The 14,469-nt window shown below is 71.0% G+C and carries 13 protein-coding genes; 3 read left to right on the top strand and 10 right to left on the bottom strand.

The features are described 5' to 3' along the window. Genes JIW86_RS26520 through JIW86_RS26510 form a run of 3 tightly spaced genes read right to left on the bottom strand, consistent with a single transcriptional unit; the run spans window position 1 to window position 2,534 of the window. Entirely contained in the window at window positions 1-1,674 is a 1,674-nt protein-coding gene (locus JIW86_RS26520) for a LytR C-terminal domain-containing protein (protein ID WP_257556357.1), read from the bottom strand. Between the two features lie 23 nt (window positions 1,675-1,697). After that, complete coding sequence (nadD, locus tag JIW86_RS26515; protein ID WP_215141857.1) at window positions 1,698-2,315, bottom strand: nicotinate-nucleotide adenylyltransferase; 618 nt, start codon at window positions 2,313-2,315, stop codon at window positions 1,698-1,700. Window positions 2,316-2,366: 51 nt separating this feature from the next. Beyond that, a complete protein-coding gene (locus JIW86_RS26510; RefSeq protein WP_037836848.1) occupies window positions 2,367-2,534 on the bottom strand; it encodes a hypothetical protein in 168 nt (55 codons plus the stop codon). Between the two features lie 140 nt (window positions 2,535-2,674). Here JIW86_RS26510 and JIW86_RS26505 point away from each other — a divergent pair, with 140 nt between their 5' ends. Then, window positions 2,675-3,751, top strand: a complete 1,077-nt coding sequence (locus JIW86_RS26505) for a M48 family metallopeptidase (RefSeq protein WP_257556356.1) — start codon at window positions 2,675-2,677, stop codon at window positions 3,749-3,751. On the opposite strand, the gene JIW86_RS26500 is transcribed toward JIW86_RS26505, so the two are convergent. The 7 genes from JIW86_RS26500 to JIW86_RS26470 all read right to left on the bottom strand — a co-directional run bounded on the left by JIW86_RS26500 (window position 3,735) and on the right by JIW86_RS26470 (window position 10,200). Then, window positions 3,735-4,898 carry a hypothetical protein gene (locus tag JIW86_RS26500; RefSeq protein ID WP_257556355.1) on the bottom strand — a complete coding sequence of 388 codons (1,164 nt, stop codon included), beginning with the start codon at window positions 4,896-4,898 and terminating at the stop codon, window positions 3,735-3,737. The genes JIW86_RS26505 and JIW86_RS26500 overlap by 17 nt on opposite strands. A gap of 69 nt (window positions 4,899-4,967) precedes the next feature. Beyond that, window positions 4,968-5,522, bottom strand: a complete 555-nt coding sequence (locus tag JIW86_RS26495) for a hypothetical protein (RefSeq protein WP_257556354.1) — start codon at window positions 5,520-5,522, stop codon at window positions 4,968-4,970. Between the two features lie 77 nt (window positions 5,523-5,599). Next, window positions 5,600-6,877, bottom strand: a complete 1,278-nt coding sequence (locus JIW86_RS26490) for a glutamate-5-semialdehyde dehydrogenase (RefSeq protein ID WP_257556353.1) — start codon at window positions 6,875-6,877, stop codon at window positions 5,600-5,602. A 150-nt stretch (window positions 6,878-7,027) separates the two neighbouring features. Next, on the bottom strand, window positions 7,028-7,492 hold the full coding sequence (locus JIW86_RS26485; RefSeq protein WP_257559449.1) for a hypothetical protein: 465 nt from the start codon (window positions 7,490-7,492) through the stop codon (window positions 7,028-7,030). Between the two features lie 34 nt (window positions 7,493-7,526). After that, window positions 7,527-8,654: a glutamate 5-kinase gene (gene proB, locus JIW86_RS26480; protein ID WP_215141847.1), complete on the bottom strand. Its 1,128-nt coding sequence runs from the start codon at window positions 8,652-8,654 to the stop codon at window positions 7,527-7,529. 77 nt (window positions 8,655-8,731) lie between these two features. Continuing rightward, window positions 8,732-9,166 carry a GtrA family protein gene (locus JIW86_RS26475; RefSeq protein ID WP_215141845.1) on the bottom strand — a complete coding sequence of 145 codons (435 nt, stop codon included), beginning with the start codon at window positions 9,164-9,166 and terminating at the stop codon, window positions 8,732-8,734. After that, window positions 9,163-10,200: a glycosyltransferase family 2 protein gene (locus JIW86_RS26470; RefSeq protein WP_257556350.1), complete on the bottom strand. Its 1,038-nt coding sequence runs from the start codon at window positions 10,198-10,200 to the stop codon at window positions 9,163-9,165. Before JIW86_RS26470 ends, JIW86_RS26475 begins: the two co-directional genes overlap by 4 nt. A 177-nt stretch (window positions 10,201-10,377) precedes the next feature. Between JIW86_RS26470 and JIW86_RS26465 the strand changes: the two genes are divergently transcribed. Next, the gene (locus tag JIW86_RS26465; RefSeq protein WP_257556346.1) at window positions 10,378-13,248 is read left to right on the top strand and encodes a bifunctional glycosyltransferase/CDP-glycerol:glycerophosphate glycerophosphotransferase; all 2,871 of its coding nucleotides are present in this window, start codon (window positions 10,378-10,380) and stop codon (window positions 13,246-13,248) included. Then, complete coding sequence (locus JIW86_RS26460) at window positions 13,245-14,417, top strand: glycosyltransferase (RefSeq protein ID WP_257556345.1); 1,173 nt, start codon at window positions 13,245-13,247, stop codon at window positions 14,415-14,417. Before JIW86_RS26465 ends, JIW86_RS26460 begins: the two co-directional genes overlap by 4 nt. The last annotated feature ends 52 nt before the right edge of the window (window positions 14,418-14,469 follow it).

Raw genomic sequence — 14,469 nt, 5'->3', positions numbered from 1 at the left:
TCAGGACGCCTTGTAGTCCTTGCCCAGGATCACCACGACGTCCGCGTTCACGGCGTTCTCGGCCTTCTTCACGGCCGTCTCGGGCAGCCCCAGCGTCTTGGCGACCTCGATCGCCCGGTCCTTCTGGGCGTCGTCCTGGTACGTGATCTGCGAGGCGGCAGCGGTCTTGTCCGCCTTGCCGCCGTCCACGAAGTCGTAGCCGCCGTTGAGCAGCGCCGCCTTCGCCGCGATCTGTGTCTTCTCGTCGCCGGTGGCGTCCTTGAGGCCGACGCGCGGGGCCGCACCGGGCTGAGCCGCCGCGACCGAGCCGCCGAGCACCTCCTTGACGACCTTCTGGGTGGCGTCGTCCGTCAGGGCCCCGTCGGGCTTCACCCCGAGGACGTCGGTGCGGTACGCGCCGACCTTGGCGTGCGCGCCGAGCCGCGACAGCAGGGCGCCGAGCGTCTGCGAGTTCAGGGCCGGGTCGAGGATCTGGCCCATGCTGTCGACCGTCACCGCGGCCGCCTTCGGGTCGCTCGGGACCTTGCGCAGGACCGCGTACAGCACCTTGCCCATGCGCTCCAGCTGCTTGGCCTCCGGCTCGCCCTGGGCCCGGTACGTGGCGTACGCGACGGCCATCGGGCCGCTCAGGCTCTGCTTCTGGCCCTGGGCGACGGCCGGTGCCTTCGCCGCGTCGTCGGCCGGGACGGCCGCGTCGGTGTCGACCTCGATGCCGCCGACCAGCTCGACCAGGTTCTCCAGGAAGGGGGTGTCCAGCCGCCAGGTGCCGCCGATGTGCGTGCCGAGCACCGAGTCAAGGGCCTCGCGGGTGCCGAGGCCGCCCCCCTCGACGGCCTTGCCGAGTCCCGTGGCGGTCCCGTCCGAGCCGGGCACGCCGAGGGTGTTGGGCAGCAGGACGGTGGCGCCCTGCTTGGCGGTGACGTTGTCGACGAGCAGCGCCGAGGAGGTGCCGCCCTTCTTGGTGTTGTGCACGTGGACGACGATCATGTCGCGCTTCTGCGCCCCGGCGTCGGCGGTCGCGGCGTTGTTCTTCTGTCCGGGACCGTCGAGGAAGGGCAGCTTGCCCGCGTACCAGAGGTAGCCGAGGCCGGCGACGACGAACACGGCGAGGACGACGATCAGCGCCACCACCCGGTTGCGGCCGCGGCGGCGGGCCTCCTCGCGGCGCTCGGTCCGGCTCTCGGTGAACTTGAGCCAGTCGATGACGTCCTCGGAGTCCTCGTCCGGCTGGTCGATGAAGGCGAACATCTCGGTGCGGTAGTCCCGCCCGGCCTGGGGCTCGGTGTCGGGCCGGCGCGGTTCGGGGACCTGCGGGGTCCGCTGCCGCTCGGGCTCGGGCTCCGGGGCGGTCTGCTGCGGGATCCACTGCTGCGTCTGCTGGACCTGCTGGGTCTGCTGCGTGTCGTACCCGTAGGCGGGCGCCTGCTGGTACTCCTGCTGCCCGTAGTCCTGTGCGGGCTGGGCCTGCTCGGCGTAGAACTGCTGCTGCGGCTGCTGGCCGTACCCCTGGGCCTGCGCCTGGTAGTCGTAGCCGTACTGCTGCTGTCCGTAGTCCTGGGCGGGCTGGGCGGGCTGCGCGGGCGCCTGGCCGTACACCGGCCGCCCGTACGCGTCGTAGCCGATGAGCGGCTGCTCGTGGGCGTACGGGTCGTACGGATCCTGTCGGTCGTTCACCGCGGGCCCCTCTCTCCGGAAGCTCAGGCTCCCCGGTACAGCTCACGCTTGTCGATGTAGCGCACCACGCCGTCGGGCACCAAGTACCAGACAGGATCCCCCTCGGCGACCCGTGCGCGGCAGTCCGTGGAGGAAATGGCCAGCGCGGGCACCTCGACCAGGGAGACACCGCCCTCGGGCAGTCCGTCGTCGGTGAGGACGTGGCCGGGCCGGGTGACCCCGATGAAATGGGCGAGCGAGAACAGCTCTTCGGCGTTTCGCCAGGTCAGGATCTGGGCGAGCGCGTCGGCACCCGTGATGAAGAACAGGTCGGCGTCGTCGTTCAGCGCCTTCAGGTCCCGCAGGGTGTCGATCGTGTACGTCGGCCCGCCGCGGTCGATGTCGATGCGGCTCACCGAGAACTGCGGGTTCGAGGCCGTGGCGATGACCGTCATCAGGTAGCGGTCCTCGGCGGGCGACACGGCACGCTGCGACTTCTGCCACGGCTCGCCGGTCGGCACGAACATCACCTCGTCGAGGTGGAAAAGCGAGGCCACCTCACTGGCGGCCACCAGGTGTCCGTGGTGGATCGGGTCGAATGTGCCGCCCATCACCCCGAGCCGGCGCTTGACCGGGCCGGTAGGCGTCTCCTGCTCTCCCATGAGCGCAGAGCCTACTGGCCCGGGGGACCCGGCGGTCCAGGCCGGGTCGACCTAGCGGTCGCGGTTCAGGCGCGTGGTGACCCAGAGCATCAGGAGGAGGATGAAGAGCGCGCCGCCGCCGGTGAGGTAGGGGTTGAGGCTGTCGTGGTTGCCGCCGTGCTGCTCGGCCCCCTCCGAGGCGAGGACGACCAGGTTGTGGGCGGTGGAGGAGAGGCTCATCAGGCAGGTACCTATCGAGTCGGGGAGCGGGCGGAGACTTCGCTCACATCGTATGCGGGGGCCTGGGGCACGCTCGCGCCGACTCAGGCGTTGGAGAGGATAGACGCAGGGCCACGAAGGTCGATCCAGGGGAGGGCGCTATGACGCAGACAGGGTTCGAGAAGGTGCCGGCGCGGGACCGCAGGAGGTTCCCCGGCATTTCCTCGCGGGCGTACGAGCACCCGGCGGACCGCTCGGCGCTGGTCGCGCTGCGCAAGCTGAGCGGCTTCGACACGGTGTTCAAGGCGCTGAGCGGGCTGCTTCCGGAGCGCAGCCTGCGGCTGCTGTTCCTGTCGGACTCGGTGCGCGTCGACGAGACCCAGTTCCCGCACCTGCACGAGATGCTGCGCGACGCCTGTTACATCCTGGACCTGGAGAAGGTCCCGCAGATGTACGTGCAGCAGGACCCGCGGCCCAACGCCATGTGCATCGGGCTGGACGAGCCGATCATCGTGGTGACGACGAGCCTGGTCGAGCTGCTCGACGAGGAGGAGATGCGGGCGGTGGTGGGCCACGAGGTGGGCCACGCGCTGTCGGGGCACGCCGTGTACCGCACGATCCTGCTGTTCCTGACGAATCTGGCCATGAAGGTGGCGTGGATCCCGCTGGGCAATGTGGCGATCATGGCGATCGTGACCGCGCTGCGGGAGTGGTTCCGCAAGTCGGAGCTCTCCGCCGACCGGGCCGGGCTGCTGGTGGGGCAGGACCTGCAGGCCTCGATGCGCGGTCTGATGAAGCTGGCGGGCGGCAACCACATCCACGAGATGAACGTGGACGCCTTCCTGGCCCAGGCCGAGGAGTACGAGGCGGGCGGCGATCTGCGCGACTCCGTACTGAAGATCATGAACATGCTGCCCCGGACGCACCCCTTCACCACCGTGCGGGCGGCCGAGCTGAAGAAGTGGTCGGAGAACCGCGACTTCCAGCGGATCATGGACGGCCACTACCCGCGGCGGGACGAAGACAAGGACACCTCGGTGACCGATTCCTTCCGGCAGTCCGCCGCGCACTACGCCGACTCGGTGCGTACCAGCAAGGATCCGCTGATGAAGCTGGTGGGCGACATCGCGGGCGGAGCGGGCGACCTGGGCGGCAAGCTCCGCGACAAGTTCACGGGCACCGGCGCCGCTGCCGGTGGCGCCTCGGAGGGCAAGGGCGGGGCTACGGAGCAGGGCTGACGGGGCTGACCGGGGTCGTCGTCGCCGGCGGGGTCGTGGGCTGCGCGAGCACGCCGCACAGCCCGGCCGTGCGGCGCGGCTGGCCGCTGGCGTACGGGTCGCTCGCGGCCGGGCCCACCGTGGTCGGGCCTGCTCCGGCCAGCAGCGGGCGGAATCCGTCGGCCGGGTCGCTGGAGCAGGCCTGCGGCCCGGCCATCACGTAGGCCGAGGCCAGCTCCGTCCGCCGGGCATTGAGGTCCTCCCGGTCGAAGCGCAGCCGAAGCTCGCGGCGGACGGTGAAGAGCGAGGCCCCGTCGGCCGCGGCGGGTGCTCCGGTCGCCGGGCGTACGGCGTACACGAAGGTGTGGTCGGTGGTCACTTCCAGAACATCGGGGGTGACCTCCTCGAAGGCGAGGGTGCCCCGCACCCGCACCCGGGAGTCGGCCACGACGGCGGTGCCCGGGTCGAAGCGGACCAGCCAGCCGGTGGTGGCGTGGCGGCCGTCACCGGCGGGCGAGGTCATGCTGCGGTCGAACTGCGCCAGCTGGTCGGGGTCGAGCAGGACCCGCACCGGCCGGGTGGCGGCGCCGGCCAGGATGTCGGGGTCCAGCGAGGACTGCACCAGGTAGTCCTTGGCGATGGACAGCGCGGTGATGACCTGGGCGTCGGTGAAGTGGTGCGTGCGGCGCACGGCCGGCAGGGCGATTCCGGCCGCCCCGACGCGGTAGTCGGCGGCAGGGCTGTTCGCGTACAGGTCGGCGGGCCGCCCGCCGGGCACGGCCGCGGCGGGTGCGAGCGGGACGACGGTGCTGCTGAGCGGCTCGGCGGGACCCCCGGCCGGGGGGACGTACGGGTTGCGCAGCCCCATGTAGACGGCGCAGGAGAAGGCCGTGGCGATGAGCAGCACGAGCAGCATGCCCTGGCGGGCGCCCCGCCCGGGGGTACTGGTCCGGGAGCCGGAGCCGCCGCCGGCCGACCAGACGGAGCGGCTGCGGACGGCGCGGGCGTGTTCGCCCATGCGCTCCTGTGCGGAGAATTCCTGGAGCCGGGCAGCGCGGACGAAGTCCTCGTCGAACACCACCGAGCGGAGCTCCTCCGACCGGAATTCGTCGTCACCCCCTCCGATGCCCTCGGGGGTGCCGTTGGGTGGATCTCCTGGCACGGCCATCGCTTCTCCCCGCTGTCCCCGCTTCAGAGAAGCCCCCAGCTCCGGCGTATGCGAGTGGGGTCGTTACCTTCAGGGTTGGCGGTCGGAGGGGTACGTAAACGCACCGACGCCGGTGACTTCCCTCAGGGGGGTGCTGGCGGGCGCCGGGGCGGGGTCCGCCTCGCCCGCGGCGCTTCGGTAGACGGCGCTGAAGGCGAGTGCGACCATGCCGAGGCCCATCACGAAGGCGAGCACCCAGGCGACGGGACGCAGCCAGGGTGCGCGGCCGCGGTAGGGGCGCAGGCTGCCGCCGTAGGCCCCGTACGGGCCGTCGGCACTGCCGTAGCCGCGGTCGTGGTCCCAGCCGTTGTCGTCGAGGCCGTACCCGTCGGGGTGGCCGTATCCGTAGCTGTCGTAGTCGTCGTCGCCCGTCCAGCCTCCGGCGACGGCGCGGGCGGCCTCCGCCTCGGCGCGCGCCCGGTCGGCCGCCCGCTGGCGCTCCGCGGCGCTCGGTTCATGGATCTCGGCGTTCCGGACGAAGTCCTCGTCGAACACCACGGAGGCGAAGTCCTTGTCCGCGCCTCCGCGGTCGTCGTCGGGCTCCCCGTCGTCCGGGAACGGCTTGCCCCCCACGTCGTCCGGCACAGGACCAGCGTAGACCTGGGGGGCTGCTTTGGGCAGGGTGTCCGCCGAAATCCGGCCACACCGTGTTCAGTCGCCGATTACCTGACGTGACCGTCGCCGGTGACGATGTACTTGGTGGAGGTCAGCTCGGGAAGGCCCATCGGGCCCCGGGCGTGCAGCTTCTGCGTGGAGATTCCGATCTCGGCGCCGAAGCCGAACTGGCCACCGTCCGTGAACCGGGTGGAGGCATTCACGGCAACCGTGGTCGAGTCGACCAGCTGGGTGAAGCGGCGCGCGGCGGCCTGCGAGGTGGTGACGATGGCCTCGGTGTGCCCGGAGGTCCAGCGGCGGATGTGGGCGACGGCGTCGTCGAGGGAGTCCACGACGCCGGCGGCGATGTCGTAGGACAGGTACTCGGCGGCCCAGTCCTCGTCGGTGGCGGGCAGCGCGGTGACCTTGGTGTCCTCGGCGGCGGCAAGGACCCGGGCGTCGCCGTGGACGGTGACGCCGGCGTCGGCGAGGGCGTCGAGGGCGCGCGGCAGGAAGGCGTCGGCGATGTCGCGGTGGACGAGGAGGGTCTCGGCGGAGTTGCAGACGGAGGGCCGGCTGGCCTTGGAGTTGACGAGGATCTCCACGGCCATGTCGAGGTCGGCCTGCGCGTCGACGTAGACGTGGCAGTTGCCGGTACCGGTCTCGATGACCGGGACGGTGGACTCCTCGACCACGGTCTTGATGAGGGAGGCGCCGCCGCGCGGGATGAGCACGTCGACGAGGCCGCGGGCGCGCATCAGCTCGCGGACGGAGTCGCGGGACTCGCCGGGGACGAGCTGGATCGAGTCGGCGGGCAGCCCGGCTGCGGCGACCGCGTCGCGCAGGATGCCGACGAGCGCGGTGTTGGAGGCGTACGCGGAGGAGCTGCCGCGGAGCAGGACGGCGTTGCCGGACTTCAGGCAGAGGGCGGCGGCGTCGACGGTGACGTTGGGGCGGGCCTCGTAGATGATGCCGACGACGCCGAGGGGTACGCGGATCTGTCGGAGGTCGATGCCGTTGGGGAGGGTGCTGCCGCGGACGACCTCGCCGACGGGGTCGGGGAGGGCGGCGACGTCCCGTACGTCGGAGGCGATGGCGGCGACCCGCTCGGGGGTCAGGGTGAGGCGGTCGATGACGGTCTCGCTGGTGCCGGCGGCGCGGGCCTTGTCGGTGTCGACTGCGTTGGCCGCGATGATCTCGGCCGTACGGGCCTCCAGGGCGTCGGCGATCGCCAGCAGGGCCGTGTCCTTGGCGGACCGCGGGAGCGGGGCGATGGCGGCGGCCGCGGTGCGGGACCGCTGCGCTGTGGCGAGGACGGGCGAGGTGGCAGCATCGAGCGAGGTCATGCCGCCAGGGTAATCCCCGGCCGGACCCTGGCCGATGGGGTTTCCAGCCCCCGAGACGGCCGGGCTGCGCCTCGATCGCTGGCTCAGCTCAAAGACCTGGGGGCTCCGCCCCCAGACCCCCGCGCCTCAAACGCCGGCGGGGCTGGATTGTCAGTACGGGTGTACACCGACCGGGTGGGCCGGCGGCGGGCCGTAGCCCTCGGCCACGCGTTGGTGGTAGGTGGCGCGGTCGATGACCTCCAGGCCGACGATCTCCCAGGGCGGGAGCTGCGCCGACGAGCGGTGTTCGCCCCACAGGCGGAGGGCGACGGCCGCCGCGTCGTGGAGGTCGCGGGCCTCTTCCCAGTACCGGATCTCGGCGTGGTCGTCGGCGTACCGGCTGGTCAGCAGGAAGGGGTGGTCATGGGCCAGTTGTTCCAGTCCGCGCCGGACGTCCGACAGCGGGGCCGGTTTGCCGGAGACGCTCAGGGTCACGTGCCAGAGGCGCGAGTCGTGGTTCTGCTCGTCCCCGCCGCCGCCGTCACCGTCCCCCGGACCGACACTGGTCAGCGCTCGTCTCACCAGCCGCCTCCTGTCTCCGCCACGCGTGTCCGCCCGCCCCTCACAGTTGACCAGCCCACGGCCCGCCGCGCGGCGGTTTTGCCGAACCTCAGCCCTCGAGCAGGACCAGATCGTCCCGGTGGACGACCTCCCGCTCGTACGCGGGTCCGAGTTCCCGTGCGAGCTCTCGGGTGGAGCGGCCGAGGAGTTGCGGGAGTTCCTTGGCGTCGAAGTTGACCAGGCCCCGGGCGACGGCGCGGCCGTCGGCGGAGCGCAGCTCCACGGGGTCCCCGGCGACGAAGTCGCCTTCGACCGCCGCGATCCCGGCGGGCAGCAGCGAGCTGCCGCGCTCGGTGACCGCGCGCACCGCGCCCTCGTCGAGGACCAGGTGCCCCTGGGGCGTGGACGCGTGCTGGAGCCAGAGCAGCCGGTCCGCCGAGCGGCGGCCCGTGGCGTGGAAGTGGGTGCCCGTGGCGCGCCCGGCCAGCGCGTCGGCGGCCTGGCTCGCGGAGGTCAGGACCACGGGGATGCCGGCGGCGGCCGCGATCCGGGCCGCCTCGACCTTGGTGACCATGCCGCCGGTGCCCACGCCCGCCTTGCCCGCGCTGCCGATGGAGACGTGCGCGATGTCCTCGGGGCCGCGGACCTCGTCGATGCGGGTGGTGCCGGGCAGCGACGGGTCGCCGTCGTAGAGGCCGTCCACGTCGGACAGCAGCACCAGCAGATCGGCCCGGACCAGGTGGGCGACCAGGGCCGCCAGACGGTCGTTGTCGCCGAAGCGGATCTCGTCCGTGGCGACGGTGTCGTTCTCGTTGACGACGGGCAGCGCGCCCATGGCCAGCAGCTGGTCCAGGGTCCGGTAGGCGTTGCGGTAGTGCGCCCGCCGGCTGGTGTCGTCGGTGGTGAGCAGCACCTGGCCGACGCGGACCCCGTACCGGGCGAAGGAGGCGGTGTACCGGGCGACGAGCAGCCCCTGCCCGACACTGGCGGCGGCCTGCTGCCGGGCCAGATCCTTGGGGCGGCGGCGCAGTCCGAGCGGGGAGAGTCCGGCGGCGATGGCTCCGCTGGAGACGAGGACGATCTCCTTCTCCCCGCCGCTGCGGGCCTTGGCCAGGACGTCGACCAGAGCGTCCACCCGGTCGGCGTCGAGTCCGCCCGCCGCGGTGGTCAAGGAGGAGGAGCCGACCTTGACCACGATCCTGCGGGCGTCCACGACACCTTGCCTAGCCGCTGACACGTCTGTCCCCTTGCCCCTTGCCGGAATGCCTGCCTGGTCAAATCTACGGGGTGGGAAGGGGCGGCTGCTCGGGGGTTTCAGCCCCTGGACCGCCCGGCCTCCACGGGCTCCGGCTCCGCGGCCCGGGCCGCCCCCGGGACGAGGATCCTGCGCGAGATCAGGAAGGTGAACGGGATGGCCACGACCGCCGCGACCAGCGGGGCGATCCGGGTGTCCATCCCGGCCCAGGCCACCAGCGCGTAGAGGCCGACCGACTGGATCACGTAGTTCGTGATGTTCGTCAGCGGGAAGAGGAAGAACTTCTTCCACGTCGGCCGGGTCCGGTAGGTGAAGTAGGTGTTCATGAAGAAGGAGCCGACCATCGCCAGCACGAAAGCGAGCGAGTAGGCGGCGAAGTACGGCATCCACGGGTGCAGGAGCAGGTAGATGCCGAAGAAGGTGCCGGTGTTGACCCCGCCCACGAGGGCGAAGCGGAAGATCTGGCCGAGCTGGTCCTTGCGGCTGCTGTTCATCGGGGGCTGCGCTCCGAGCTGCGCTCCACGACCGATGCCTCCACCGCGCGGGCAGCCACGCCGTCGGCGCGCGCCGCGCCGCCCGTGCGGACGACACCGTCCGCACGCTCCGCGCCGTGCGATTCCTTCACCAGGAAGTGCGGCCGGCGCTTGGTCTCGTAGTAGATGCGGCCAATGTACTCGCCGATGAGGCCCAGCATGATCATCTGTACGCCGCCGATGCCCGCGATCATCGCCACGAGGGTGACGTACCCCGGGGACTCGACGCCGTTGGTGATCGCCATGACGGTGATCCACAGCGCGTACAGGCCGGTCAGGGCGACCAGCGACACGCCGAGCCAGATCCCGATCCGCAGCGGCCGGTTGTTGAAGGAGATCAGGCCGTCCATGCCGTAGTTCAGCAGGGAGCCGAACTTCCACTTCGTCTCGCCGGCCTCGCGCTGCGCGTTGCGGTAGTCGAAGTGGACGGTGTCGAAGCCGATCCAGGAGAACAGGCCCTTGGAGAAGCGGTTGTACTCCGGCAGCGACAGCAGCGCGTCCACGGCGCCGCGCGAGAGCATCCGGAAGTCACCGACCCCGTCGGCGAGCTCGACGTCGACCCAGCGGTTCACCCCCCGGTAGTACAGGCGGCTGAGCGCGGAGCGGAGCTTCTTGTCGCCCTCGCGCGTACGGCGGGCGATGATCTGGTCGTGGCCCTGCCGGTAGTGGTCGAGCATGGTCGCGATGAGCTCCGGCGGGTGCTGGAGGTCCGCGTCCATGATCACGACGGCGTCGCCGGTGGCCTCGCGCAGGCCGGCGAGCATGCCGGCCTCCTTGCCGAAGTTGCGGCTGAAGGAGACGTACCGGGTCTGCTCGCCGTGCTCGGCCGCGATCTTCCGGAGCTTGCCGAGAGTGCCGTCGCGGCTGCCGTCGTCGACGTAGCAGACCTCGTACTCGACGGGCAGGGCGTCCAGAACCCTGCGGATCTCCACGTCGAAGCTGTCGATGACGGCCTCTTCGTTGTAGCAAGGGACAACTACGGACAGCTTCGTCATGAACACTTCCTGCTGGATCCGAACGGGTGAATGTCAGCGACCGGACCCGCCACTCACCACTTCCTTAGAAGTATGCACGCCGAGAGTCGGCCTGCCTGAGACGAGTGCGGCGCACGGTAGCGTGGACGAGATAAGCGGAATGAGCTGAACGAAACGAAACGAAACGAAGGGATCGAGGTGCACGTGCCCGACGTCTCCGTGGTCGTCATCGTCTACAACGACGCAGAGCGTCTGTCGACAGCAGTCCAGTCGGTTTTGGACCAGACCCTGCACGGGGTCGAAGTCGTGATCGTCGACGACTGCAGCAAGGACCGGTCCTACGCGGTCGCCCAGGAACTGGAATCCGCGCATCCGGGGAGAGTGCGCGCCTTCCGGCTGCCGGAGAACAGCGGCGGCTGCGGTGCGCCCCGCAACCACGGCATCCAGCAGGCCACCGGAACGTACGTCATGTTCCTGGACAGCGACGACGTCCTTGAGCGCAACGCCTGCCGGAACATGCTGGACGCCGCCGAGCGCACCGGCTCCGACCTGGTCTCGGGCATGTGCGTGCGCGTGCACCTGGACAACCGGTGGAACAAGACCACCGAGTGGTACCCGTGGATCTACTCGCGCACGCGCACGCTGGAGTCGATCACCGAGTTCCCCGACCTGCTGGTCTACGACACCCTCTCCACGAACAAGTGCTACCGGCGCTCGTTCCTGCTGGAGCAGGGCCTGGAGTTCCCGGTCGGGATCCACTACGAGGACCTGCTGTTCTCGGCCCAGGCGTACGTCGCCGCCCGCCGCATCACGCTGATCCCGAACCACGTCTACTTCTGGAACGTGATCGAGAAGGCCGCGGCGAAGTCGATCAGCAACCGGCGCCACGAGATCGCGAACTTCGTCCACCGGATGGAGATCCACCGCCGCGTCGACGAGCTGCTGGCGTCCAAGGGCCACACGGACATCAAGTCCGCGAAGGACGCCAAGTTCCTCAAGCACGACCTGGTCCTGCACCTGCGCGACCTGCCGCTGCTGAGCGACGCGTACCGCCAGGAGTTCGCCCGGCTCGCCAACGGCTACCTCGCCGGAATCGACCCGGCCGCGTACGAGAACGTCACGTACCTCCAGGCCATCTGCGCCTACCTGCTGGGCAAGGAGGACTGGGACAACCTGCTCCCGGCCGCCGACGCCATGACCAACAAGGGCCGGCTCACCTCGCCGCTCGCCGAGCGGGACGGGCGCGTCTACTGGTGCGGCGAACACCTCGACGACGCGGAGGCCCGCCGGATACTGGACGTCACCGAGCAGGGCTTCCACACCACCCCGCTCACCTCCCTCACCCTGGGGAACCGTCTCACCTCCTACGAGGACGACGGGCGCGGCAGCGTCACGCTCTCCGGCACCGTCGTGAACCCGCTCGGCCGGATCCCGGACGACGCGGAACTGAAGGCCTCGCTCGAGTTCCGGGCCCGCCGGCAGATCGGCGTGCGTTCTTTCAGCTTCCCGGTGGCAACCGTGCGGCACGCCGGTGACACGATCGAGTGGACCGGTACGGCCGACATCGGCAGCACCGTCCGCCCGCTCGGCATCATCGACGCCGTCTGGGACGTCCGGCTGAAGCTGACCGCGGGGAGCGACAAGATCACCACCCGCGTCTCGGTCGGCGGCCTCGACCTGGATTCGGCGGCCCGCCTGCGCGTGCGGCCCCGGCTGACCCGGCTGGTCTCCGACCGCTTCGAGCCGGAGGTCACCAAGAAGGGCAACCTCTCCTACGTCCTGACCGCCGAGAGCGCCGCCGCCGTCCGCACCCAGAGCCTGATCAACAACGCCATACAGGGCAAGGCGGCCAACGTGGTCAAGCGGGGCCTGCGCAAGGCCCTGCGGGTCCGCCGGAGCATGGGCTCCGGCGAGCAGAAGGTGAAGGTCTACCACGAGGTCTTCTCGAAGCTGCCGGTCAAGAAGGGCACGGTCGTCTTCGAGAGCCACATGGGCAAGCAGTACAGCGACAGCCCGAAGGCGATCTACGAGGAGCTGGTGCGCCAGGGCGCCCCGTTCGAGGCGATCTGGTCCTACGCGGGCGCCCGGCCCACCGGCTTCCCCAAGGAGGCCACCCTGGTCCGGCGCTGGAGCTGGCCCTACCTGCGGGCGCTGGCCCAGGCCGAGTTCTGGGTCGACAACCAGGGCTTCCCGCTGGCCCTGGCCAAGCGCCCGGGCACCACGTACATCCAGACCTGGCACGGTTCCGCGCTCAAGCGGATGGGTTTCCACGAGCCCCGCACCAAGGCGCAGGGCCGCGCGGGCCAGGCCCGCTTCCAGGCGGCCGTCGACCGCTTCGACCACTTCCTGATCCGCTCGGAGCACGACACCCGCACCCTCGCCAAGGGCTTCAGGCTGCGCGACGAGGTGCTGCTGCGCACGGGCTACCCGCGCAACGACGCCCTCGTCGAGGCGCACCTGAGCGAAGCGGACAGCGGTGAGCGGGTGCGCGGTCCGCTGGCGGCCGAGCTCGGCATCGACCCGGAGAAGAAGGTGCTGCTCTACGCGCCGACCTTCCGGGCGGGTGCGGACGGCGCGGTGGAGGGCTTCACCTTCCCCTTCGACGTGGAGGAGTTCGCCGACCGGCTCGGCGACCGCTTCACGCTGCTGGTGCGCACCCACTACCTCAACAGCGTGTCGCTGCCGCCGTCGGTCGCGGGCCGGGTGATCGACGTGTCCCGGCACCACGACATCACCCCGCTGCTGGCCCTCGCCGACGGACTGATCACGGACTACTCGTCCGTGATGTTCGACTACGCGGTCCTGGACCGGCCGATGCTGTTCTTCGCGTACGACTACGAGAAGTACGCCAACGACATCCGCGGCACGTACTTCGACCTGAAGGAGAAGGCCCCGGGCCCGGTGGTGGCGACGGCGGACGAACTCCTGCAGGCCCTCTCCGCCTTCGAGGAGGCGGACGCCAAGTACGCGGAGGCGCGGCAGCGCTTCCTCACCGAGTTCGGCGAGTACGACCGCGGGGACGCGGCCCGCCAGATCGTCGAGAAGTTCTTCACCAGGAGCGGCAAGTGAGCCAGCAGACCGCCACCCCGGGCGGCCGTGACATCTTCCTCGTCTCCAACAACGTCGACGAGCTCGGTGGCGTGACGACCTGGTCGCACCAGATGGCCCGGCTGTTCACCGAGCGCGGGCACAAGGTGCACATCGTCGGCATCGCCCCGGTCGCCGAGGAGATCCGGCAGAAGCTGCCCGCGGACCTCCCGTACCAGATGACCACCCTGTACGAGGCCCACCCGCCGGCGGCGCGCCGGCTGCACGGGATCAAGGGCCGGCTGAACGCGCCCGAGCGGCGCCGCCAGGCGGCCCGGCGGGCGCGGATGCGGGCCAAGGCGGAGCAGCTGAGCGAACTGTTCCGCGCCGCCCGCCCCGGCAGTGTCGTGATCGTCACCCAGGTCTGGGCGATGGAGTGGGTGGCGCTCGCCGACACCAAGGGGCTCAGCGTCATCGGCATGAGCCACGAGTCGTTCGAGGCCAGCCAGAAGTCCACCCGCGGCGAGCGGGTCCGCCGCCACTACCCCGAGGTCGACCGGCTGCTGGTGCTGACCGCCGAGGACGCGGACCTGTGGATCCGGGCGGGCATGGAGAACGTCGGGAGCATGCCGAACCCGCTGCCCTTCATGCCGGACTCCCCCGCCCCGCGCACCGAGAAGGTCGTCGCCAGCGTCGGCCGCCTCGCCTTCGAGAAGGGCGTCGACCTGCTGCTGGACGCATGGGCCGACGCCGCCCCGCACCACCCCGACTGGGTCCTGCGGATCTACGGGGCGGGCCTGGAGGAGCCGACCCTGCGGGCGCACTGCACGGCGCTGGGGCTGGACGACTCCGTGGAGTGGATGGGCAGCACCGACGACGTACTGGGCGCCCTGCGCGGCGCCTCGGTCTTCGCGCAGGCCTCGCGCGCCGAGGGGTTCCCCATCACCCTGCTTGAGGCGATGGCGGCGGGCGTGCCGGTGGCCGCCTTCGACTGCGCGCCGGGCGTACGGGAGATCGTCACGCACGGCGAGGACGGGCTGCTGGCCCGGCTGGGCAACACGATGGAGCTGGCCGGGCACCTGAACGCGCTGATGTCCGACCGCGAGCTGCGCGACCGGCTCGGCGACACCGCCTTCCAGACGGTGAAGCGGTACTCCAGCGCCGAGATCACCGACCGGTGGGAAACGCTGTTCGCCTTCCTGGAGCGCTGACCGCAGGTACGACGGAGCCGCCCGCCCCGGACTCGTCCGGGGCGGGCGGCTT

The sequence above is a fragment of the Streptomyces sp. NBC_00162 genome, assembly GCF_024611995.1.
Classification (GTDB): Bacteria; Actinomycetota; Actinomycetes; order Streptomycetales; family Streptomycetaceae; genus Streptomyces.
This window is presented reverse-complemented; position numbering and strand designations above follow the sequence as displayed.